Source organism: Candidatus Pantoea persica (assembly GCF_013753875.1).
GTDB lineage: Bacteria > Pseudomonadota > Gammaproteobacteria > Enterobacterales > Enterobacteriaceae > Pantoea > Pantoea persica.
In genome coordinates, this window is sequence record NZ_SMDS01000017.1 from 339,451 (window position 1) to 360,701 (window position 21,251).

The following is a 21,251-nucleotide window of genomic DNA, read 5'->3' on the forward strand; positions in this document are numbered from 1 at the left end:
GTTCGCCCCGTCCGGTACGCCGGACGGGATTGCCGTAAGAGGTTACGATGAGTAAAAACGTATATCAATTTATCGACTTACAGCGTGTTGACCCGCCAAAGAAACCGCTGAAAGTGCGTAAAATTGAGTTTGTAGAAATTTATGAGTCCTTTTCTGAAAGCCAGGTGAAGGCGCAGGCCGATCGCTGTCTCTCCTGCGGTAACCCTTACTGCGAGTGGAAGTGCCCGGTTCACAACTACATCCCTAACTGGCTGAAGCTGGCGAACGAAGGCCGCATTATCGAAGCGGCAGAGCTATCGCATCAGACCAACAGTCTGCCGGAAGTCTGCGGTCGTGTCTGCCCGCAGGATCGCCTGTGCGAAGGCTCGTGCACCCTTAACGCCAAGTTCGGCGCGGTAACCATCGGCAATATCGAGCACTACATCAACGATAAAGCGATAGAGATGGGCTGGAAGCCGGATATGTCGCACATCAAACCGACCGGCAAGCGCGTGGCGATTATCGGCGCTGGCCCGGCGGGCCTCGCCTGCGCCGACGTGCTGACGCGAAACGGCGTCAAGGCGGTGGTTTACGATCGCCATCCGGAAATCGGCGGCCTGCTGACCTTCGGCATCCCGTCGTTCAAGCTGGAAAAAGAGGTGATGATCAAGCGCCGCAAGCTCTTTACCGATATGGGCATTGAGTTTCAGCTCAATACCGAAGTGGGCCGCGACGTGCAGATGAGCGACCTGGTAAACACCTATGACGCGGTGTTCCTCGGCGTCGGCACTTATCAGTCGATGCGTGGCGGACTGGAGAACGAGGATGCGTCGGGCGTCTATGACGCGCTGCCGTTCCTGATCGCCAACACCAAGCACACCATGGGCTTCGCGCAGCAGGATGACCAGCCCTACATCAATATGGAAGGCAAGCGCGTCGTGATGCTCGGCGGCGGCGATACGGCGATGGACTGCGTGCGCACCTCTATCCGTCAGGGCGCGACGCACGTTACCTGTGCCTATCGCCGTGACGAAGAGAACATGCCGGGTTCAAAACGCGAAGTGAAAAACGCACGCGAAGAGGGCGCGGAGTTTCAGTTCAACGTGCAGCCGCTGGGCGTCGAAATCAATGCCAACGGCCGCGTCAGCGGCGTGAAAGTGGCGCGCACCGAAATGGGCCAGCCGGATGCCGCTGGCCGTCGCCGCGCCGAAATCGTGCCCGGCTCGGAGCACGTGCTGCCAGCCGACGCCGTGGTGATGGCGTTTGGCTTCCGTCCGCACAAGATGGAGTGGCTGGCCGACTTCAGCGTCGAGCTGGATAGCCAAGGCCGCATTATCGCGCCGGAGCGCGAGGAGAGCGCGCACCAGACCAGCAACCCAAAAATCTTCGCCGGCGGCGACGCCGTGCGCGGCTCGGATCTGGTGGTGACGGCGATTGCCGAAGGCCGTAAAGCGGCAGAAGGCATCATGGACTACCTAGAAGTGTAATTCGCGCCCTGCTCTGCTAACACCAACCCGACCTTGCTCCGGGTTTTTTATGTGAAGCATCGGCGCAATGTAAAAAGCCAGCTTTTCAGCTGGCTTTTCTCTTTTGCGGAAGCGCGCGTTACTTCACGACGCGCAGCGACGGGCGACCACCGCGCAGCGGCTCGTCGTCTGGCGACGGATCGTCATTGGGCGCGTCATCCGGGCGATCGTCGTCTATGACGGACATCACCGGCTCTTCTGATGTCGCGTCGTCATTCTGCTCGCCTAGCTCGTAGGCCGGTTCTGGCTCGAACATAGTTCCTACGCCGTTCTCGCGCGCATAAATCGCCAGAATGGCGGCCATCGGCACGGAAACCTTGCGCGGCACGCCGCCAAAGCGCGCGTTGAAGCGCACTTCGTCGTTGCCCAATTCCAGATTGCCGACCGCGCGCGGCGCGATGTTCAGTACGATCTGACCATCGCGAGCGTACTCCAGCGGCAGCTGAACGTCAGGCAGATTAGTGTCGACCACCAGGTGCGGCGTCAGCTGGTTGTGGAGCAGCCAGTCGTAGAAGGCGCGCAACAGATAGGGACGTCGGGCTGTGAGTTGCGACATTTCCATAGGTTAGCCTCGGGCTTGCAGGCGCATTTCGCGTTCCGCTTCCGTCAGCGAAGCGAGGAAGGAGTCGCGTTCAAACACGCGCGTCATATAGCCTTTGAGTTCTTTCGAACCGGCGCCGGCCAGATCCACGCCCATCGACGGCAAACGCCACAGCAGCGGCGCCAGGTAGCAGTCCACCAGGCTGAACTCTTCGCTCATAAAGAACGGGGTGCGGGAGAAAAGCGGCGCAATGGCTAGCAGCTCTTCACGCAGCTGCTTGCGCGCCGCTTCCTGAGCGTTGCTCTTTTCAATGGTGTGCATCAGGCTGTACCAGTCCTGCTCGATGCGGTGCATCATCAGGCGGCTTTCGCCGCGCGCCACTGGGTAGACCGGCATCAGCGGCGGATGCGGGAAACGCTCATCCAGATACTCCATAATGATGCGCGATTCATACAGCGTCAGTTCACGATCTACCAGCGTCGGCACAGTGCGATACGGGTTGAGGTCAATCAGATCCTGCGGCAGGTTATCCATTTCGACCTGCTCGATCTCCACGCTGACGCCCTTTTCAGCCAGTACGATACGTACCTGATGGCTGAAAATATCCGTGGGACCAGAAAACAGCGTCATTACCGAACGTTTGTTGGCAGCGACAGCCATGAAAACCTCCAAGTTTGTTCACAAAAAGTTACTGCGAATAGCCAACCACACGGCGACTCACCTGCTCAATCGTTCGCTCACAGCCTGCGCTAGCGTTGTCGCGCTGACATCCTGACAGAGGAGCGGCATCACACGCCGACTTATGGGCGCAAAGTGTCACAGAGTTTACCAGATTTTGGGCAGCTTGTGGGCGGGGATTAGAGATTTGCGGGGAATTTGCGAACAGCGCTGAGATTTAGCGCGCGCTTTGCCGCAAGGCGATGGCCAATAAAAAACCCGCCGAAGCGGGTTTTTTGATCGTAGCGTCGCAGCCAGAGCTGCAAACAATTAACGCTTGGAGAACTGCGGACGACGGCGTGCTTTGCGCAGACCGACTTTCTTACGTTCAACCTGACGTGCGTCACGGGTAACGAAGCCCGCTTTACGCAGTTCAGAACGCAGAGACTCGTCGTAATCCATCAGAGCGCGGGTGATACCGTGGCGGATCGCACCTGCCTGACCAGAGATACCACCACCTTTAACGGTGATGTACAGGTCCAGTTTACCAACCATATCAACCAGCTCCAGCGGCTGACGCACGACCATGCGTGCAGTCTCGCGACCGAAGCACTGCTCCAGAGAGCGCTGGTTAATTACGATGTTACCGCTACCAGTCTTGATAAAGACGCGTGCGGAAGAGCTTTTGCGGCGACCAGTGCCATAGTTTTGAGTTTCAGCCATTGCCTGTAATCCCAATTAAATGTCAAGAACTTGCGGTTGCTGTGCCGCATGGTTGTGCTCGGTGCCCGCGTAAACTTTCAGCTTACGGAACATTGCACGACCCAGCGGGCCCTTCGGCAGCATGCCTTTAACCGCGATTTCAATCACACGCTCCGGACGGCAAGCAATCATCTCTTCAAAGGTCGCCTGTTTGATACCACCGATGTGGCCAGTGTGGTGATAGTAGATCTTGTCTGAACGCTTGTTGCCGGTTACAGCAACTTTGTCAGCGTTCAGAACGATGATGTAATCACCGGTATCAACATGCGGAGTGTATTCTGCTTTATGCTTACCACGCAGACGGCGCGCCAGTTCAGTCGCTAGGCGACCCAGGTTTTTGCCAATTGCGTCAACAACATACCAGTTGCACTGTACGGTTTCTGGTTTAGCTGTAGCTGTAAAAGTTTTCATCGAAAAGCTTACCCAAATTAAGTTTCACGTTGGTGAAAACCCAAACGCTTAAGTAAACGGTCGAGGCTCACACGACCGTTTTGACCAGCAAGCCCACCCCTTCGGATAGAGTTACCGGAGCACAACGGATTCGGGAAATAAATCCAGTTGCTGTAACGTGGGGCCGCAAAATTATAGAGAAGTCGATTCTAAAAATCGAACCCTATTTGATCTTTTTATTGTGTGCACTTACGGCAGGTGCGGCAGGCGCAAATACTCCTCACTCTGCATCTCCTGTAGGCGCGACAGGCAGCGCTGATACTCAAATTTCAGCCGCGTGCCCTGATAGATTTCGAACAATGAGGTTTCGGCCGCAACCACCAGCTTGACGTGGCGCTCGTAGAACTCATCCACCAGCGCGAGGAAGCGCCGCGCCTGGTCTTCGGTTTTGTAAATCATCACCGGCACGTTATAGAGCAGCACGCTGTGGAAGCGTCGCGATAGCTCGATATAGTCATGCTGGCTGCGCCCTTCCCCGCACAGCGTCAGAAAGTCGATCGCCAGCCCTCCTTCGCTGACGCCCAGCGTCGCTATCTGGCGGTGGTTGATCTCCAGCGCCGGCGCCTCGTCGCGCGCGCTGCCCGCCAGCGCCTTGAACATGCGCTCCATCTCGGCCTGCGTCGCCTCGTTCAGCGGGTAGTTCCACAGGTGCGCCGAGGTCAGAGTGCGCAGGCGGTAGTCGATGCCCGCGTCGACGTTCATCACGTCGCAGTGCTGCTTGATCTGCTCAATCGCCGGCAGAAAGCGCGCGCGCTGCAGCCCGTTGCGATAGAGTTCGTCCGGCAGAATATTCGAGGTCGCCACCAGCGTAATGCCGCGCGCGAACAGCGCCTCCATCAGCGTGCCAAGCAGTATGGCGTCGGTGATATCGGAGACGAAAAATTCGTCGAAACAGAGAATGTCCGTTTGCGCCTTAAAGCGGTCGGCGAGCGTCAGTAGCGGATCGCTCTGGCCCTGAAGCTGCGCCAGCTCTTCATGCACGCGTAGCATAAAGCGGTGGAAATGCAGGCGCAGCTTGCGATCGCCAGGAATAGACTGAAAAAAGAGATCCATTACCCAGGTTTTGCCACGCCCGACGCCGCCCCACATATAGAGACCGCGCACCGGCGCCTGTGCCTCCGGTTTATCTTTGCCCATTAGTCGGGACAGGCGGCCGAACAGGCCTTTGCCGGCGGCGGCGGCGGGCGCCTCGGCCTGACGGGCGATCAGCGCGCGCTGCACCGCATCCAGTCGGGTAATCGCGTCACGTTGTACATCGTCGGGTTTAAAGTCGCCCAGCGACAGCGCCTGCTCATAGCGCGCAAGCGGAGATGAGGTTTGCATGGTTCTCTCAAAGTCCCTGAAAAAGATCGTATTCACAGTTCGGTTGTCGAAAAAAAGGCCTCTCTACACTAAGCTATGCCGCCTCAGAGTTCCACATCCTTAAGATTAACGGGTATAGTGGCTACTATTGAAATGGTGGGTGCCCTACAAACAAAGGAAATTACATGGGAGTCATTATGACCTGGGAATACGGGCTAATTGGTTTAGTCATTGGCATTATTGTCGGCGCGGTTGCCATGAGTTTCGGAAACAAAAAACTGCGCGAGCAGCGCAGCATGCAGTACGAGCTGGAGAAGAGCAAAGCAGAGCTGGCCGACTATCGCGAAGAGTTGACCAACCACTTTGCGCAGAGCGCTGAGCTGCTGGACAACATGGCGCGCGACTACCGCCAGCTCTATCAGCACATGGCGAAGGGATCGAACGATCTGCTGCCAAATCTGCCGGGCGAGAAAAACCCCTTCACCTATCAGCTGACCGAAGCTGAGGCGGACAACGATCAGGCGCCGGTGCAAATCCCGCGCGACTATTCAGAAGGCGCTTCCGGCCTGCTGCATGGCGAACGTGCCGCGCGCGACTAATCCTTTTAGGGCGCAATCCGTTTGCGCCCTGTTTTTTGCGAACCCAACCTCAAATCAGCTGTCACATACGTTTATTCCCCCACTTTTCTCAGCGAGAGCGTTGTAGCAATGAAAAAACAAGCACGACTGTTAAGCGCATTAGCCTTGAGTATCAGGATGAGCCTTGCCGCAGCGCCGGCTGCTATAGTGACCTTGCCTGCGCAGGTTCAGGGCCAGCCGTTGCCCAGCCTGGCACCGATGCTGGAAAAAGTGTTGCCCGCCGTGGTCAGCGTCCACGTCGAAGGCACGGAAACGGCCAGCCAGACGCAGGAGATTCCCGAGCCGCTGAAGCGTTTCTTTGGCCAGGGCGGCGATCAGCCGTAGCCGTTTGAAGGATTAGGCTCCGGTGTAATTATCGACGCCGCGAAGGGCTATATCCTCACCAACAACCATGATGGTGAACGGCGCGGACAAGATCAGCGTGCAGCTGGGCGACGGCAGCGAATATGACGCGAAGCTGATTGGTCATGACGAGCAGACCGATATCGCCCTGATTCAGGTTGAAGGCGCGAAGAACCTGACCCAGGTGAAAATCGCCGACGCCTACCAGCTGAAAGTGGGCGATTTCGCCGTAGCCATCGGCAACCTGTTCGGGCTGGACCAGACCGCGACCTCCGGCATTATTTCTGCGCTGGGACGCAGCGGCCTTAACCTGGAAGGGTTGGAAAACTTTATCCAGACCGACGCCGCCATTAACCGCGGCAACTCCGGCGGCGCGCTGTTCAATCTGAACGGCGAGCTGATCGGCATCAACACCACGATTCTGGTCGAGCAGCGGGAACATCGGCATCAGCTTCGCCATCCCCAGCGACATGGCCATCAACCTGGCGCAGCAGCTGATTAAGTTCAGCGAAGTGAAGCGCGGCTAGCTCGGCATCAAGGGCACCGAGATGACGGCGGATATCGCCAAAGCGTTCAAGGTCGACGCCCAGCGCGGCGCGTTCGTCTCTGAAGTGCTGCTGCAGTCCGCCGCGCAGAAGGCGGGCATCAAGTCGGGCGATATCATTACCTCAATCAACGACAAGCCGATCACCGGCTTTGCCGAACTGCACGTCAAGGTGGGTACCACCGCGCCGGGTGAGAAGGTTAAGCTCGGCCTGCTGCGCGACGGCAAGCCGCTGTCGGTTGAGGTGACACTGGAGCAGAACGCGCAAAGCACCGCCAGCGCGCAGCTGATGTCGACAGCGCTGCAGGGCGCAATGCTGAGCGATGGCGCGACCAAAACCGGCGACAAGGGCGTTAAGATCGACAGCATAGACAAAGGCACGCCGGCGGAACAGGTCGGTCTGCCAAAAGATGATGTGATCGTCGGCGTCAACCGCACGCGCGTCACCAGCCTTGCCGAAATGCGCAAAGTGCTGGAAGGCAAGCCGCCGGTACTGGCGCTGAACGTGGTGCGCGGCGACGAGTCGATCTACCTGCTGCTGAGTTAATCCCGCTATCAGGCTAACAACACAAGCGCGTGTCTGTTCGCCTTTCTCATGCTATTCTGCCCTGCGATCTATCCTGGCGTGAGTTAACACCATGTTTCTTAAACTTTTGCGTTTAGTGGTGTTGGGCCTGATCGTCGCGGGCATCCTGCTTGCCACACTGCCCGCACTGCGTATGGGCACCAGCAGCGCCTTTCTCGACCGTGACGACAGCCCTGACACGCATTGCGCGGGACGAGCGCGCATAGATGCCTTGAGCGACTTTGCGATCGGTTCCCGATATTGGCGCATCGCCCCCTCCAGAAGAAAGCGTAACGCTGTCTTGTTCAGCAGCGATCCACCGGGAAGGCTATCACCTCGCTTAGCGAATCCGCCTTCAGCACCAGCATAATCAAGCGATCCACGCCCAGCGCCACTCCGGAACAGGCGGGCATGCCGTGCGCCAGCGCGTCCAGCAGATAGGTATCGACCGGATGCTGCGGCAGCCCACGCGCCGCGCGGCGACGATTGTCCTGCTCGAAACGCTGACGCTGCTCGCGGCTGTCGGTCAGCTCGCGGAAGCCGTTCGCCAGCTCCACACCTTTGTAATAGACCTCGAAACGCTCCGCTACGCGGTGATCTTCCGTGCTGATTTCGGCCAGCGCTGCCTGGCTGGCGGGAAAGTGATAAATGAAGGTCGGCTTATCGATGCCAATCTTCGGTTCCACCCCCAGCATAAACAGCCGCATCAGCAGCGTATCGCGATCCTCTTCGCGGCTCGCCAGTTCGCCCTCGCCCAGCTTTTCCGCCGCCTCACGCAGCTGCGCGTTATCCGCCGACAGAGGGTCGAGATCCAGATGACGGATAAACGCCTGCTGGTAAGAGAGCGACTCGGCGCTGTCGCACTCCAGCACCTGTAGCAGCAGATCGTCCACTTCGTTCATCAGGCGGTACATATCGTAGTGCGGGCGATACCACTCCAGCATGGTGAATTCAGGGTTGTGGTGACGGCCCGCCTCTTCGTTGCGGAAACAGCGCCCCATCTGATAGATCGGCCCGCCGCCCGCCGCCAGCAGGCGCTTCATATGATATTCCGGGCTGGTCATCAGCCAGAGATCGCGCCCCTGCGTCGCGCCGGGCCCGACAAAGCGCGTCTGAAAAGGCACCAGATGAACATCGGTCACGGTCGCCTGGCTCATGGCCGGGGTATCCACCTCCAGCACGCCGCGATCGGCAAAGAAACGTCGAATTTCCGCAAGGATTGCCGCACGTTTCAACAAATTTGCGACAGGTGCGCTCGGCTGCCAGTTTGCCGTTTCGCTCATGGTGATATACTCCTTATACAAATAAGGGGGAAAGTCTACCTGCAATATTGTCGGCAAACAATCGGCCAGCTGGCGGCGGGGAAAAATCGTAGCGGCAACTATACTTATCGAGTTCAACAACAAAGGAGTCCTTTAGTCCCCATGGAAAACCTTTATCGCCGGCCTCGGCTCCATGCTGTCGGTCGCCTGCTCCACCACGCCGCCGAAGAACGTGACCGTGGTCAAAGGGTTCGACAGCCAGCGCTATCTGGGCACCTGATATGAGATCGCGCATCTCGACCACCGCTTTAAACGCGGGCTAGAGCAAGTGACGGCCACCTACAGCCTGCGCGAGGATAGCGACCTGAAGGTGATTAACCGCGGCTATAAGCCGCAGAAGCAGAAATGGCAGGAGAGCGTTGGCAAGGCTTACTTTATACCGGCGACCCGCAGCGCACCGCGCTGAAAGTCTTGCGGCCCTAATCGCCACTACATGTTGATCCTGTCGCGCACGCCGCAGCCGGATGAAGGGGTGAAGCAAAAGCTGGTGAACCAAGCACGACAGGCTGGTTTTCCGGTGGATGAGCTGATCTGGGTAAAACAGAAATAACCGGTACGAAAGGCTTGTACCGGCTTGATGAGCTTACTGCGCAGTACGCTGAATGGCCTGGCCGCCTGCTTCTACGTCCTCACCCACGCCGCGCGTGGTGTTAAAGGCGGACAGCAGAGAGGAGAGCACTAACACTGAGAAAATCGTAACAATACTTTTCTTTAACATGGCAATGTCCTTTTTGTGGTTGCAGTTAAATACAACTTTTTAAGCACAGACTGCTTATGGCTGAACGTAGGGAATGCAACTGAAAAAAGGTTATCGGCCGGAACTATTTATTAGCCGTGCGCGAGAAGATGGCGCCGCCGAGGTGGGAAACATCTTCTTCGCCAAAGCCGTGAAAGGTATTGCAGGCGCTGAGCGCAGAACAGGCCAGCAGCACCAGCGTAAAAAGTTTCAGCTGTTTTTTTCATTCTTCCAGACTCACACAAGAAAAAGGCGCATCCCGGGGATGCGCCTTCGCACTTATTTTACGCGTGACACGTATTCGCCAGAGCGCGTATCGACTTTTACCACTTCACCGATCTGCACGAACAGTGGCACTTTCACCACTGCGCCGGTCGCCAGGGTGGCAGGCTTGCCGCCGGTGCCTGCGGTGTCGCCTTTCAGACCTGGATCGGTTTCGATGACTTCAGATTCGATAAAGTTCGGCGCCTGCACGGCGATGGCTTTGTTGTTCCACAGAGTCACGATACACTCCGCGTTGTCCTGCAGCCATTTCTGCACGTCTTCCAGCACTTTCGCTTCAACCTGATACTGCTCGAAGGTTTCCGGGTGCATGAAGTAGAAGAAGTCGCCGTCGTTGTAAGAGTACTGCAGCGTCATATCAACAACGTCCGCGCCTTTAGCCGAGTCGGTAGACTTAAAGGTTTTCTCCACGCGGGTGCCGGTCAGCAGACGGCGCATTTTTACGCGCGCGAACGCCTGACCTTTACCTGGCTTAACGAACTCGCTGGATTCGATGGCATAGGGCTCGCCTTCGAACATGATTTTAAGACCGGAACGAAAATCGTTGCTAAGATAAGTCGCCATAAAGGCCCTCTGTAAATATCGAACTGGTAATAGCCAAAAAATGGCACATATTGTAACCCTAAAAACCCCTTCCAGAGAAGATTGGTTGCAGCAACTTGCTGATGTTGTCACCGAACCTGATGAATTACTCCAACTTTTAGCCCTGAATCGGCATGCGGAACTGGCCGCAGGAAGCGATGCGCTGCGGCTTTTCGCGCTGCGTGTGCCGCGCGCCTTTATCGCCCGCATGAAACCGGGCGATGCGCAGGACCCGCTGCTGCTGCAGGTGCTGACCCAGGGCCAGGAGTTTGTTCAGGCGCCCGGTTACAGCACCGACCCGCTTGACGAGCAGAGCAGCGTGATGCCGGGCCTGCTGCACAAGTACCGAAACCGCGCGCTGCTGCTGGTGAAGGGCGGCTGCGCGGTGAACTGCCGCTACTGCTTACGCCGCCATTTTCCCTATCAGGAAAACCCCGGCAATAAGCGCAGCTGGCAGACGGCCATCGACTATATCGCCGCCCACCCCGAGCTGGATGAGATTATCTTTTCCGGCGGCGACCCGCTGATGGCGAAAGATCAGGAGCTGGCGTGGCTGATTGACGCGCTGGCGCAGATCCCGCACCTGAAGCGACTGCGCATTCACAGCCGCCTGCCGGTGGTGATCCCGGCGCGCATTACCGACAGCCTGTGTCAGATCCTTGCCGAAACGCGCCTGCAGGTACTGATGGTGACGCATATCAACCATGCGCAGGAGATCAACGCGGCGTTGCAGGAGGCCATGCAGCAGCTGAAGCGCGCCGGCGTAACGCTGCTTAACCAGAGCGTGCTGCTGCGCGGCGTCAACGATAACGCCGCGACACTGGCCGCCCTCAGCAACGCGCTGTTCGACGCCGGCATTCTGCCCTACTACCTGCACATGCTGGATAAGGTGCAGGGCGCGGCGCACTTCTTCGTCTCCGACGACGAGGCGCGCGCGCTGGTGCGCGAGCTGCTGACGCAGGTATCCGGCTATATGGTGCCGAAGCTGGCGCGGGAGATCGGCGGCGAGCCGAGCAAAACGCCGCTCGACCTGCAGCTGCGGCAGGAATAAAAACGGCCGGTATCAAACCGGCCGTCAGGCGTAGCAATGTGGATCGGCGCGCCGATCAGGCTTTATTCGGACAATTATACACCTGGCCGTTCATTTTGCTGTCCAGCGGCGCGAAAGCGGACCACAGATTTTACGTCGGGCTGGTAACGCCGTAAATCACGTTGCCGCCCATCTCCGCCGTGCGGTTGCGCAGGTCGTTGGCCGCGCCGCGTAGCGAGCTGCCTTCGCCGCCGGAGCTGCTCAGCCAGTTGCTCGTGAGCCGGTGACGTTGCCCAGAAGCTGACAGTCGCTGCCTGGCTGTTGGTCGGTAAAGGTGACACGTTCGCCGCCAGCGCTCAGTTGATGAGAGCTGCTGCAGCCCGCCAGTAAAGTACCGACCGCCAGGCCGAGCAAGAGGTCAATCCGCATTGTAATACTCATTTATTATCATCAGTGTTGGGCGGCAGCGTAGCAGAAAAACAGTTGTTTTTTCTGCACATTCATTGCCCTGGCCTACAAAGCCGAACTATTGCGTTCTTACTTATACCCTTTTCCCCTGCAAAAGAAAAACCCCCGACCGGAAACGGCCGAGGGTTTTTAGATGACGCAAGGGTCAGGGCAATTACATCATACCGCCCATACCGCCCATACCGCCCATACCACCAGCGCCTAAATCAGGCGCGTCGCCTTTCGGCAGGTCGGTCACCATGCACTCGGTAGTGATCATTAGGCCAGCAACAGAGGCCGCGTACTGCAGCGCAGAACGGGTCACTTTGGTTGGGTCCAGGATACCGAAGTCGATCATGTTACCGTACTCTTCGGTCTGCGCGTTGTAACCGTAGTTGCCGTCGCCGTTTTTCACGTTGTTCGCTACCACAGACGGCTCTTCGCCGGCGTTGGAAACGATCTGACGCAGCGGCGCTTCCATTGCGCGCAGCGCGACTTTGATACCGACGTTCTGGTCTTCGTTCTGGCCAGTCAGCTCGGTCAGCTGTGCCGCAACGCGAACCAGCGCCACGCCGCCACCGGCTACTACGCCTTCTTCTACCGCAGCACGGGTCGCGTGCAGGGCATCTTCAACGCGCGCTTTCTTCTCTTTCATTTCAACTTCAGTGGCTGCGCCCACTTTCAGAACGGCTACGCCGCCTGCCAGTTTTGCTACACGCTCCTGCAGTTTTTCTTTGTCGTAGTCAGAGGTCGCTTCTTCGATCTGCTGACGGATCTGCGTCACGCGGCCGGAGATAGCGGACTCTTCGCCCACGCCGTCGATGATGGTGGTGGTGTCTTTGTTGATAACCACACGTTTCGCCTGGCCCAGATCTTCCAGAGCTGCTTTTTCCAGCTCCATACCGATCTCTTCAGAGATGACGGTACCGCCGGTCAGGATAGCGATATCCTGCAGCATCGCTTTACGACGGTCGCCGAAGCCCGGTGCTTTCACCGCAGCCACTTTCACGATGCCGCGCATGGTGTTGACCACCAGGGTCGCCAGCGCTTCACCTTCCACGTCTTCAGCGACGATCAGCAGCGGTTTGCCTGCTTTGGCAACGGCTTCCAGCACCGGCAGCATTTCGCGGATGTTGGAGATTTTCTTGTCAGCCAGCAGGATGAACGGCGATTCCAGCTCGACTGCGCCGGTTTCCGGCTTGTTGATGAAATACGGAGAGAGGTAGCCGCGGTCAAACTGCATACCTTCAACTACGTCCAGCTCGTCCTGCAGACCGGTGCCTTCCTCAACGGTGATCACGCCTTCTTTACCCACTTTTTCCATCGCCTGCGCGATCAGGGTACCGACGCTTTCATCGGAGTTAGCGGAGATGGTGCCGACCTGCGCGATCGCTTTAGCGTCGGAGCAAGGAACGGACAGCGCTTTCAGCTTCTCGACCGCCGCGATAACCGCTTTGTCGATGCCGCGCTTCAGATCCATCGGGTTCATGCCCGCAGCCACAGCTTTCAGACCTTCATTAACGATAGCCTGCGCCAGTACGGTTGCGGTGGTGGTGCCGTCGCCTGCTACGTCGTTCGCTTTAGAGGCCACTTCTTTCACCATCTGTGCGCCCATGTTTTCGAACTTGTCTTCCAGCTCGATTTCACGCGCAACGGACACGCCATCTTTAGTGATGGCCGGTGCCCCAAAAGATTTATCCAGAACCACGTTACGGCCTTTCGGGCCCAAGGTAACTTTTACTGCATCTGCCAGTACGTTCACGCCGCGCATTATTTTTACACGTGCGTCATTACCGAATTTTACGTCTTTAGCTGCCATTTCAATTGTCCCTTAAATTCGTTTCGTTCAATGAATTACGCATAACTCAGGCTTCAACAATCGCCAGGATATCGCTTTCAGAGATGATCAGTACTTCTTCGTTATCGACCTTCTCAGTTTTTGCGCCGTAACCTTCGCTAAAGATCACCAGATCGCCAACCTTCACGTCCAGCGGCTTCACGTCGCCGTTTTCCAGGATGCGACCATTGCCCACGGCCAGCACTTCGCCACGGGTCGATTTGCCTGCTGCAGAGCCGGTCAGAACGATGCCGCAAGCAGATTTAGCTTCAACTTCTTTACGCTTGACGATAACGCGATCGTACAACGGACGAATTTTCATTAGATAGCTCTCCTTTGAGAAGTCCAATCATTCATTTTGGGTTGAACGCCGGGCTGCAGGGCTTCCGGCTCATGGTGTAAGAGATGTGGTCAGCTAAAATGGCTTTCAAGGGCAAAAAGATAAATTTTTTATTTGCCTTTGATGAGTGGCGATTTTTTGCGCGAATGGCGCGTGCTTCGCGCCGCGCATAAAAAAGCGTGACGGTGAGGTCACGCTTTTCAGCTATCCGGGCTTAACGATCGTGGTGGTCGTCATACCCGATGCGGTCGTTCTCTTTGCGCTCGAACTCGCCGTCCACGGTAACGCTACTGTCTGGCCCCGCGCCCGGCCCGCGCCAGACGCGCAGATGGGGCATCAGCTTCAGCGTCAGGTGCTTCTGCACCGACGGCAGCAGCAGCAGCAGGCCGAGGAAGTCGGTGAAAAAACCGGGCAGCAGCAGGAGGAAGCCGGCGATGATCAGCGACACGCTTTTGAGCATCTCGGCGGCCGGGCTCTCGTTGCGCGCCAGCTTCTCCTGCATCAGCATAAAGTTTTTCATTCCCTGATTTTTCACCAGCGACACGCCAAGCGCCGAGGTGAAGATCACCAGCAGCATGGTCATCAGCACGCCCAGCGCTTGAGCCACCTGAATAAACAGGGTGATCTCAATCCAGGCGAGCACAAAAATAATGATTAACGGTAACCAGCGCACCGTATTCTCCTTTTGGTCAGGCCGCCTCGCGTCGGCGCGAGCGGCAAAAAAGCCATTTTAAGCGGCATAGCAGTGAGATAGGCGTGGTCAGCGGCGAATTCAACCGATGTTTTCAAATATTTACAGTAGGGTTAAATTCGTGCGCGATATCACATATCGTCGCGAAGGCCTCGACAATTGGGGCGCGCAAACGGATCCCCTCTCACGCTTCTGCCCGAGGGCGGCATATGATCGTGCTCACCAGACGTCAGGCAGTTACACTGTCGGCTCCGGCTTTCCACGAGCAACAAACACATCCCCTGTGATGGACAGCGCCAGCGCAAGCGGCAATAACAAGAAGGTTACCATGGAGAACAACATTCGTATCGAAGAAGACCTGCTAGGCATGCGTGAAGTCCCCGCCGATGCCTACTACGGCGTTCATACTCTGCGTGCGATTGAAAATTTCCGTATCAGCAACAGTAAAATCAGCGACATTCCCGAATTTGTGCGCGGCATGGTGATGGTGAAAAAGGCCGCCGCGCTCGCCAACAAAGAGCTGCAGACCATTCCGCGCAACATCGCCAACGCGATTATTCAGGCCTGCGACGAGGTGCTGAACAACGGCAAGTGCATGGATCAGTTCCCGGTCGACGTCTATCAGGGCAGCGCGGGCACTTCGGTCAAGATGAACACCGACGAAGTGCTGGTCAATATCGGGATGGAGCTGATGGGCCACCAGAAGGGCGACTATCAGTTCCTCAACCCCGACGATCACGTCAACAAGTGCCAGTCCACCAACGACGCCTACCCCACCGGCTTTCGCATCGCGGTCTACAGCTCGATCCTGACGCTGCTGGACGCCATTAACGCGCAGGGCGAAGGCTTCGAGCGCAAGGCGGTGGAGTTCGAAACCATCCTGAAAATGGGCCGCACCCAGCTGCAGGACGCGGTGCCGATGATGCTGGGCCAGGAGTTTCACGCCTTCCACGTGCTGCTTAACGAAGAGACGCGCAGCATTCTGCGCACCGCCGAGGTGAGCAAGCTACCGGTAGTGCCAGCGGAAGATCTGATCGAAGCTACCTCCGACTGCGGCGCCTACGTGATGGTGCACTCCTCGCTGAAGCGCCTGGTGGTGAAGCTGTCGAAAATCTGCAACGACCTGCGCCTGCTCTCTTCCGGTCCGCGCGCCGGCCTGAACGAGATCAACCTGCCGGAACTGCAGGCGGGTTCCTCAATCATGCCGGCCAAGGTCAACCCGGTGGTGCCGGAAGTGGTGAACCAGGTCTGCTTCAAGGTAATCGGCAACGATACGACGCTGACCATGGCGGCGGAAGCGGGCCAGCTGCAGCTTAACGTGATGGAGCCGGTGATCGGCTAGGCGCTGTTCGAGTCGATCAGCATTCTGACCAACACCTTCTACAACCTGCTGGACAAGTGCGTCGAGGGCATTACCGCCAACAAAGCGGTGTGAGAGGCCTACGTCTTCAACTCCATCGGCATCGTCACCTACCTCACCCCCTATATCGGCCACCACAATAATAGTGATATCGTCGGAAAAATCTGCGCGGAAACCGGCAAGAGCATGCGCGAAGTGGTGCTGGAGCGCGGCCTACTGACCGAGAGCGAGCTGGACGACATCTTCTCGGTGCAGAACCTAATGTACCCGGTCTACAAGGCCAGACGCTATACTGACGAAAGCGAACAGTAAGTCGATTGAGACGATGGACGATGAGCGAAAAGGCGTGCCGCGATCAACCCGACGCGCCTTTTTATTTGCTACATATCCCGCTCTTTTTTCACTGTGATGAGGTGACAAATGCTCGTCGTTGAATTAGCGATCGTCCTGCTGGCGCTCTGGTTGGGTGCGCGTCTGGGCAGCATCGGCTTTGCGGGCGGGCTGGGCGGGCGCCGACGCTGTTTTGCGGGCTGAAGCCGGGCGCGATTCCCTTCGATGTAATTGAAATCATTATGGCGGTGATCGCTGCCATCACCGCGATGCAGGTGGCGGGCGGCATGGATTATCTGGTCAGCCTGGCGGAGCGGCTGCTACGCCGTCATCCGCGCTACGTCACGCTGCTGGCGCCACTGGTAACCTATATGATGACGCTGCTGGCGGGCACCGGCCATACCGCGTTTTCGACGCTGCCGGTGATTGCCGAAGTGGCGAAAGAGCAAGGGGTGCGCCCGTCGCGTCCGCTCTCTCATCGCCGTAGTCGCCTCGCAGCGTCAGCTATATCGCCCTGCTGACGATCGCAATTCCCTCAACGATGATCGGCATGTTTCTCGCGGCGCTGGTGACCAATTTCCTCGGCAAAGAGCTGCATGACGATGAGGTCTACCAGGCTCGTCTCGCCAGAGGCGAAGTGCGCCTGCGCGGGGCCAGCAGCTACGAGGCGAAGCCGGGTGCGAAACGGTCGGTGCTGCTGTTTCTGGCCGATATCGTCGCCGTGGTGCTCTACGCCACCGCCATCAGCGACAGCGTCGGCTTGATTGCCGATCCGCCCTTGCCGCGTGACGAAGCGATCGTGGTGTTTATGCTGACGATTGCGACGCTGATCGCGCTATTCTGAAAAATCGACACCGGCGCCATTCTCAGCGCCAGCACCTTTAAGCCGGGCATAAGCGCCTGCGTCTGCGTGATGGGTGTCGCCTGGCTCGGCGACACCGTCCTCAAAGCGCATATCAATGAAATCCAGCAGCTAGCGTGCGATTCACTGCAGCAGGCGCCGTGGCTGCTGGCGGTGGCGCTCTTTTTCGCCTCGATGCTGCTCTATTCGAAGACGGCGACCGCCAAGGCGCTGATGCCCGCCGCGCTGCTGCTGGGGGTCTCGCCCCATTCTACTATCGCCTCGTTCGCCGCCGTCTCCGCGCTGTTCGTGCTGACGACCTACCCGAGCTGCTGGCCGCGGTGGAGATGAACGACAACGGCTCGACGCTCATCGGCAAATATGTATTTAACCACGCCTTTATCGTGCCCGGCGTGCTGGCGATCGTGCTGTCGGTGCCGTTCGGCTTTTTGTTCGCCGGTCTGGTGCTGTAGCGCCGTTACAACCTGTAAAGCCTGCGGCGCGTCGGGCGTGCTATCATCGACGCTTTCTGCAACAGGAGCGACACGATGAACGCTGTTGTCATTCTCTGCACCGCACCGGACGAAAGCTGCGCGCGGCGGCTGGCCACCCAGGCGCTGGAGGCGAAGCTCGCCGCCTGCGTAACGCTGCTGCCCGGTGCCGCCTCACTGTACGTCTGGCAGGGCCAGCTTGAGCAGGACAGCGAAGTGCAGCTGCTGTTAAAAAGCGATACCGCCCACCAGCAGGCGCTGATGGATCTGCTCAAGCGCGAACATCCTTACGAGGTGCCCGAACTGCTGGCGCTACCGGTTCAACATGGAGACAGTGAATATTTGTCATGGCTGCACGCATCTCTTGCCTGATCGCCGCAATGCTGGAGTTGTTTATCGCCCTGCCCGCGCAGGCTTCTCTTTTTGCCCCTAACGCCAGTAGTCGCTTCGTGCCTGTCGACCAGGCGTTTAGCTTCGATTTCAATCAGCAGGGCAATCAGCTGACCCTGAGCTGGAAGGTGAAAGAGGGCTACTACCTTTACCGGCAGCAAATCCACCTCAGCGCGCAGCAGGCGGAGATCGCACCGGTGACACTGCCGCCAGGCCAGCCCCATGAGGATGAGTTTTACGGCAAAAGCGAGATCTATCCGCAGGACCTCAGCGTGCCGGTCGCGCTGCGGCAGGCCGCCGCCGGCGCCACTCTGCGCGTCACCTGGCAGGGCTGCGCGGCGGCGGGCTTCTGCTATCCGCCGGAAACCCGCACCGTGCCGCTGTCGGCGGTCGCTGCCAGCGCGGCCTCTTCATCCGCTGCGCCGCTGCTCTTCTCACAGCTCTGGGCGCTGCTGATCGGTATCGGCGTCGCTTTTACCCCGTGCGTGCTACCGATGTATCCGCTGATCGCCGGGATTATCCTCGGCGGCCAGCGCAGCAGCTCGCTGCTGCGCCTGTTTAGCCTAGCGCTGGTCTACGTGCTGGGCATGGCGCTCACCTATACGCTGCTGGGCCTAGTGGTCGCGACGGCGGGCCTGCGCTTTCAGGCGGCGCTGCAACACCCGTATGTGCTGATTGGCCTATCGCTGATTTTCACACTGCTGGCGCTGTCGATGTTTGGCCTTTTTACCCTGCAGCTGCCCGCCAGCGTGCAGACGCGCCTGACGCTGTGGAGCAATCGCCAGCAGGGCGGTTCGCTGCCCGGCGTCTTTTTGATGGGCGCGCTGGCGGGGCTGATCTGCTCGCCCTGCACCACCGCACCGCTCAGCACCATCCTGCTTTACATCGCCCAGAGCGGCAATCTGTTGGCCGGTGCGGGCACGCTGTGGCTCTATGCGATAGGCATGGGCCTGCCGTTGATTGCGGTGACGATGTTCGGCAACCGGCTGATGCCGAAAGGCGGCCCGTGGATGGAGACGGTCAATCAGGGTTTCGGCTTCGTCATCCTCGCGCTGCCGGTGTTTCTACTGGAGCGCGTGCTGGGCAACCCATGGGGAGTGCGGCTGTGGAGCGCGCTCGGCGTCGCCGGTTTCGCCTGGGCGTTCAGCAGCAGCCTGCGTGGCAGCAGCGGCCGGTGGCGCATCGTGCAGATCCTGATGCTGGCGGCGGCGCTGATCAGCGTGCGCCCGCTGCAGGAGTGGGTCTGGGGCGCGCCCGTCGCGATGCAGGCGACGCGCCTGCCGTTCCAGCCCGTTGCCTCTGCGCCGCAGCTCGACGCCGCTCTGCGGCAGGCCCAGGGGCGCGTCACTATGGTGGATCTCTATGCCGACTGGTGCATAGCGTGCAAAGAATTTGAAAAATATACCTTTAGCGATCCCGGCGTGCGCGAGGCGCTCGGCCAGCTGCAGCTGTTGCAGGCGAATGTGACCGCGAATAGCGCCACCGACAACGCCCTGCTGCAGCATCTGCAGGTATTTGGCCTGCCGACCATCCTGTTTTTTGACGCGCAGGGCCATGAAATAACCGGTTCACGCATTACGGGTTTCCTCAACGCCGAGGATTTCCGCACGCATTTGTACAATCGGGCTCGCTAAACGACACTGGTCTAACCCCGCCTCAGGCGGATGCGTAGAGAGGATACGTCATTTGCAGCGTGAACAGGTACTCGAGCATGCCCTTAACGTGCTGGAAAAGAATGGACTGGCGGCGGCGACGTTATTACAGCAGTTGGTAGGCGACAGCGAGCTGGATCTGGCGCAGCTGGTGCGCTACTGGCCCGACCGCGACGCCCTGCTGCAGGATGCGCTGCGCCACCACGGCCAGCAGATCGACAGCTGGCGGCAGCAGGTGATCGACAGCGACAGGCTCGACGGCGAGCAGAAGCTGCTGGCGCGCTATTGAGGTGCTGAGCGAACAGGTGCAGAAAGGGCGCTATCCGGGCTGTTTGTTTATCGCCGCCTGCAGCTTTTATCTCTAGCCGGATCAGCCGGTTCATCAGATTGCCGAACAGCAGAAGCAGGCGTCGTGGCATTTCACTCACACAATTTTGGTGGAGCTGGGGCTAGATAACCCGACGATGGTGGCGGATCAGTCGGAATTGATTCTGGAAGGCTGCCTCAGCAAGCTGCTGGTGAAGCGCGACGTGCAGGACGTCGCCAAGACAAAACGGGCTGACTGAAGAAGATGTGCTGCGCATCGCGCTGTGCCGCGCTAACGGCGCACTGACTTAGGTTTTTAACCGCTTTGCGTGAAAAGCAGGCAATCAGTCACGTTTTCCTGCTTTTTTCTGGCAAAGGCGTTGACGGCCGTCAGCCTTTACGGTTTAATGCGCCCCGTTGCCCGAATAGCTCAGTCGGTAGAGCAGGGGATTGAAAATCCCCGTGTCCCTGGTTCGATTCCGGGTTCGGGCACCAAAATTTAAAACACTCGCTTCTGCGAGGTTTTTTGCTCTTCTACGCCCGCTCTTTCCTTTATTGTGCCGCCCTTCCCCGGCAAGATAGCCGCTTGCGCCCCGCCGTTCAGGAGATCACCATGCCTTCCCCACACGCCCAACAGACGCTGCAGCTGGCGGAGACGCAGCGCGGTCAGCATCTTTGTATGTCACGTGCGCGTCACCACAGCCACCGCACGCACCTCGCAGCATGAGACGCTCGATCTGCTGGAAACGCACGGCGCCATCACCATTGCCGAGCTGGCGCGCCTGCGCGGCATGAAGCATCAGAGCATGCGCCTAGTGATCCAGAAGCTGGAGAACCAGGGCTATATCACACACACCCGCGAGCCCAACGCACAGGACGCCCGCGCGCAGCGTATCGCCCTGACTGCAAACCGCGCGCGCGCTGGATCGCCGACCTCGTTACCGAAAAGCTAGATGCGCAGCCGCGCGCCGATCTGATAAAAGGCATCGCCGCGCTGAATAAACTGCGCATCAGGCGCGCAGACTACGCCTCGCGTAGCTGCGCCACCACCGCTGCAAGGCTATTCATTCCCCAGTGGACAACATATTGCCCCCTGCGCGATCTACATCATATCCATCACCTGAATGGTTACCGGCAGCCCGGTGGCCACCACACCCATTAGCGTGCCGGTATGTATACCGGTAATGATTTTGCGCGTGGTGACCAGAACCTGCTGCTCTATCTCAACGCGCAGAGAGAGAGAGAGAGAGAGAGAGAGAGAGAGAGAGAGAGAGAGAGAGAGAGAGAGAGAGAGAGAGAGAGAGAGAG

General features: G+C 58.4%; 18 protein-coding genes, 1 tRNA gene and 8 pseudogenes. 13 read left to right on the top strand and 14 right to left on the bottom strand.

Translation table 11 applies throughout. The annotated features are described in order from the left end of the window. The first annotated feature begins 47 nt into the window (after positions 1-47). Complete coding sequence (locus tag EIO60_RS08690; protein ID WP_258576520.1) at positions 48-1,466, top strand: glutamate synthase small subunit; 1,419 nt, start codon at positions 48-50, stop codon at positions 1,464-1,466. A gap of 118 nt (positions 1,467-1,584) precedes the next feature. Here the strand turns inward: EIO60_RS08690 and sspB are convergent, their stop codons facing one another. From sspB to zapE, 5 genes are all read right to left on the bottom strand, one after another. Next, positions 1,585-2,067 carry a ClpXP protease specificity-enhancing factor gene (gene sspB, locus EIO60_RS08695; protein WP_258576521.1) on the bottom strand — a complete coding sequence of 161 codons (483 nt, stop codon included), beginning with the start codon at positions 2,065-2,067 and terminating at the stop codon, positions 1,585-1,587. Between the two features lie 3 nt (positions 2,068-2,070). Next, complete coding sequence (gene sspA / locus EIO60_RS08700; protein ID WP_258576522.1) at positions 2,071-2,706, bottom strand: stringent starvation protein SspA; 636 nt, start codon at positions 2,704-2,706, stop codon at positions 2,071-2,073. Positions 2,707-3,033: 327 nt separating this feature from the next. After that, positions 3,034-3,426: a 30S ribosomal protein S9 gene (gene rpsI / locus EIO60_RS08705; protein ID WP_258576523.1), complete on the bottom strand. Its 393-nt coding sequence runs from the start codon at positions 3,424-3,426 to the stop codon at positions 3,034-3,036. Positions 3,427-3,441: 15 nt separating this feature from the next. Further along, positions 3,442-3,876: a 50S ribosomal protein L13 gene (rplM, locus tag EIO60_RS08710; protein WP_258576524.1), complete on the bottom strand. Its 435-nt coding sequence runs from the start codon at positions 3,874-3,876 to the stop codon at positions 3,442-3,444. 228 nt (positions 3,877-4,104) lie between these two features. Continuing rightward, a complete protein-coding gene (gene zapE, locus EIO60_RS08715) occupies positions 4,105-5,238 on the bottom strand; it encodes a cell division protein ZapE (RefSeq protein WP_258576525.1) in 1,134 nt (377 codons plus the stop codon). A 176-nt stretch (positions 5,239-5,414) separates the two neighbouring features. Between zapE and zapG the strand changes: the two genes are divergently transcribed. From zapG to EIO60_RS16695, 3 genes and pseudogenes are all read left to right on the top strand, one after another. Further along, complete coding sequence (gene zapG / locus EIO60_RS08720; RefSeq protein ID WP_258576558.1) at positions 5,415-5,816, top strand: Z-ring associated protein ZapG; 402 nt, start codon at positions 5,415-5,417, stop codon at positions 5,814-5,816. A gap of 108 nt (positions 5,817-5,924) precedes the next feature. Then, positions 5,925-7,288: pseudogene (degQ, locus tag EIO60_RS08725) on the top strand (serine endoprotease DegQ). 91 nt (positions 7,289-7,379) lie between these two features. Then, a pseudogene (locus EIO60_RS16695) lies at positions 7,380-7,508 on the top strand (outer membrane-stress sensor serine endopeptidase DegS); the annotation flags it as partial. A gap of 103 nt (positions 7,509-7,611) precedes the next feature. Here the strand turns inward: EIO60_RS16695 and epmA are convergent. After that, entirely contained in the window at positions 7,612-8,589 is a 978-nt protein-coding gene (gene epmA, locus EIO60_RS08730; RefSeq protein ID WP_258576526.1) for an elongation factor P--(R)-beta-lysine ligase, read from the bottom strand. A gap of 265 nt (positions 8,590-8,854) precedes the next feature. Here epmA and EIO60_RS08735 point away from each other — a divergent pair. Further along, positions 8,855-9,178: pseudogene (locus tag EIO60_RS08735) on the top strand (lipocalin family protein). Between the two features lie 33 nt (positions 9,179-9,211). Here EIO60_RS08735 and EIO60_RS08740 read toward each other — a convergent pair. The 3 genes from EIO60_RS08740 to efp form a co-directional block, all read right to left on the bottom strand. Next, positions 9,212-9,346, bottom strand: coding sequence for an entericidin A/B family lipoprotein (locus EIO60_RS08740; protein WP_258576527.1), 135 nt, complete (start codon positions 9,344-9,346; stop codon positions 9,212-9,214). Between the two features lie 103 nt (positions 9,347-9,449). After that, positions 9,450-9,563: an EncA/B family entericidin gene (locus EIO60_RS08745; protein WP_258576559.1), complete on the bottom strand. Its 114-nt coding sequence runs from the start codon at positions 9,561-9,563 to the stop codon at positions 9,450-9,452. 80 nt (positions 9,564-9,643) lie between these two features. Further along, entirely contained in the window at positions 9,644-10,210 is a 567-nt protein-coding gene (gene efp, locus EIO60_RS08750) for an elongation factor P (protein ID WP_258576528.1), read from the bottom strand. A 40-nt stretch (positions 10,211-10,250) separates the two neighbouring features. Here efp and epmB point away from each other — a divergent pair, with 40 nt between their 5' ends. After that, positions 10,251-11,279, top strand: coding sequence for an EF-P beta-lysylation protein EpmB (gene epmB / locus EIO60_RS08755; RefSeq protein ID WP_258576529.1), 1,029 nt, complete (start codon positions 10,251-10,253; stop codon positions 11,277-11,279). A gap of 55 nt (positions 11,280-11,334) precedes the next feature. On the opposite strand, the pseudogene EIO60_RS08760 reads toward epmB, so the two are convergent. The 4 genes and pseudogenes from EIO60_RS08760 to EIO60_RS08775 form a co-directional block, all read right to left on the bottom strand. After that, a pseudogene (locus EIO60_RS08760) lies at positions 11,335-11,687 on the bottom strand (DUF4156 domain-containing protein). 193 nt (positions 11,688-11,880) lie between these two features. Continuing rightward, positions 11,881-13,524 (bottom strand): chaperonin GroEL, encoded by a 1,644-nt coding sequence (gene groL / locus EIO60_RS08765; protein WP_258576530.1) that lies wholly within the window; start codon positions 13,522-13,524, stop codon positions 11,881-11,883. 46 nt (positions 13,525-13,570) lie between these two features. Further along, a complete protein-coding gene (locus tag EIO60_RS08770) occupies positions 13,571-13,864 on the bottom strand; it encodes a co-chaperone GroES (RefSeq protein WP_258576531.1) in 294 nt (97 codons plus the stop codon). Between the two features lie 232 nt (positions 13,865-14,096). Next, the gene (locus EIO60_RS08775) at positions 14,097-14,555 is read right to left on the bottom strand and encodes an FxsA family protein (RefSeq protein ID WP_258576532.1); all 459 of its coding nucleotides are present in this window, start codon (positions 14,553-14,555) and stop codon (positions 14,097-14,099) included. A 346-nt stretch (positions 14,556-14,901) separates the two neighbouring features. On the opposite strand from EIO60_RS08775, the pseudogene EIO60_RS08780 reads away from it, so the two are divergent. The 7 genes and pseudogenes from EIO60_RS08780 (at position 14,902) to EIO60_RS08810 (ending at position 20,896) form a co-directional block, all read left to right on the top strand. Continuing rightward, positions 14,902-16,245, top strand: a pseudogene (locus EIO60_RS08780) (aspartate ammonia-lyase). A 108-nt stretch (positions 16,246-16,353) separates the two neighbouring features. Beyond that, positions 16,354-17,577, top strand: a pseudogene (locus EIO60_RS08785) (anaerobic C4-dicarboxylate transporter). A gap of 75 nt (positions 17,578-17,652) precedes the next feature. Further along, positions 17,653-17,967 (top strand): divalent cation tolerance protein CutA, encoded by a 315-nt coding sequence (cutA, locus tag EIO60_RS08790; RefSeq protein ID WP_258576533.1) that lies wholly within the window; start codon positions 17,653-17,655, stop codon positions 17,965-17,967. Beyond that, positions 17,943-19,619 (top strand): protein-disulfide reductase DsbD, encoded by a 1,677-nt coding sequence (locus tag EIO60_RS08795; protein WP_309484699.1) that lies wholly within the window; start codon positions 17,943-17,945, stop codon positions 19,617-19,619. The genes cutA and EIO60_RS08795 overlap by 25 nt, the downstream gene beginning before the upstream one ends. Positions 19,620-19,671: 52 nt before the next feature. Continuing rightward, a pseudogene (dicD, locus tag EIO60_RS08800) lies at positions 19,672-20,255 on the top strand (division control transcriptional repressor DicD). A 107-nt stretch (positions 20,256-20,362) separates the two neighbouring features. Then, positions 20,363-20,438: transfer RNA gene (locus tag EIO60_RS08805), tRNA-Phe, on the top strand. A 191-nt stretch (positions 20,439-20,629) separates the two neighbouring features. Then, a complete protein-coding gene (locus EIO60_RS08810) occupies positions 20,630-20,896 on the top strand; it encodes a MarR family transcriptional regulator (RefSeq protein ID WP_258576534.1) in 267 nt (88 codons plus the stop codon). A 149-nt stretch (positions 20,897-21,045) separates the two neighbouring features. Here EIO60_RS08810 and EIO60_RS08815 read toward each other — a convergent pair. Beyond that, positions 21,046-21,251: pseudogene (locus tag EIO60_RS08815) on the bottom strand (hypothetical protein); the annotation flags it as partial.

Excerpts from the sequence above, each read along its gene's own strand:
- EIO60_RS08690 (WP_258576520.1), top strand. The coding sequence starts at position 48 with ATGAGTAAAAACGTATATCAATTTATCGACTTACAGCGTGTTGACCCG.
- sspB (WP_258576521.1), bottom strand. The coding sequence starts at position 2,067 with ATGGAAATGTCGCAACTCACAGCCCGACGTCCCTATCTGTTGCGCGCC.
- sspA (WP_258576522.1), bottom strand. The coding sequence starts at position 2,706 with ATGGCTGTCGCTGCCAACAAACGTTCGGTAATGACGCTGTTTTCTGGT.
- rpsI (WP_258576523.1), bottom strand. The coding sequence starts at position 3,426 with ATGGCTGAAACTCAAAACTATGGCACTGGTCGCCGCAAAAGCTCTTCC.
- rplM (WP_258576524.1), bottom strand. The coding sequence starts at position 3,876 with ATGAAAACTTTTACAGCTACAGCTAAACCAGAAACCGTACAGTGCAAC.
- zapE (WP_258576525.1), bottom strand. The coding sequence starts at position 5,238 with ATGCAAACCTCATCTCCGCTTGCGCGCTATGAGCAGGCGCTGTCGCTG.
- zapG (WP_258576558.1), top strand. The coding sequence starts at position 5,415 with ATGACCTGGGAATACGGGCTAATTGGTTTAGTCATTGGCATTATTGTC.
- epmA (WP_258576526.1), bottom strand. The coding sequence starts at position 8,589 with ATGAGCGAAACGGCAAACTGGCAGCCGAGCGCACCTGTCGCAAATTTG.
- EIO60_RS08740 (WP_258576527.1), bottom strand. The coding sequence starts at position 9,346 with ATGTTAAAGAAAAGTATTGTTACGATTTTCTCAGTGTTAGTGCTCTCC.
- efp (WP_258576528.1), bottom strand. The coding sequence starts at position 10,210 with ATGGCGACTTATCTTAGCAACGATTTTCGTTCCGGTCTTAAAATCATG.
- epmB (WP_258576529.1), top strand. The coding sequence starts at position 10,251 with ATGGCACATATTGTAACCCTAAAAACCCCTTCCAGAGAAGATTGGTTG.
- groL (WP_258576530.1), bottom strand. The coding sequence starts at position 13,524 with ATGGCAGCTAAAGACGTAAAATTCGGTAATGACGCACGTGTAAAAATA.
- EIO60_RS08770 (WP_258576531.1), bottom strand. The coding sequence starts at position 13,864 with ATGAAAATTCGTCCGTTGTACGATCGCGTTATCGTCAAGCGTAAAGAA.
- cutA (WP_258576533.1), top strand. The coding sequence starts at position 17,653 with ATGAACGCTGTTGTCATTCTCTGCACCGCACCGGACGAAAGCTGCGCG.
- EIO60_RS08795 (WP_309484699.1), top strand. The coding sequence starts at position 17,943 with ATGGCTGCACGCATCTCTTGCCTGATCGCCGCAATGCTGGAGTTGTTT.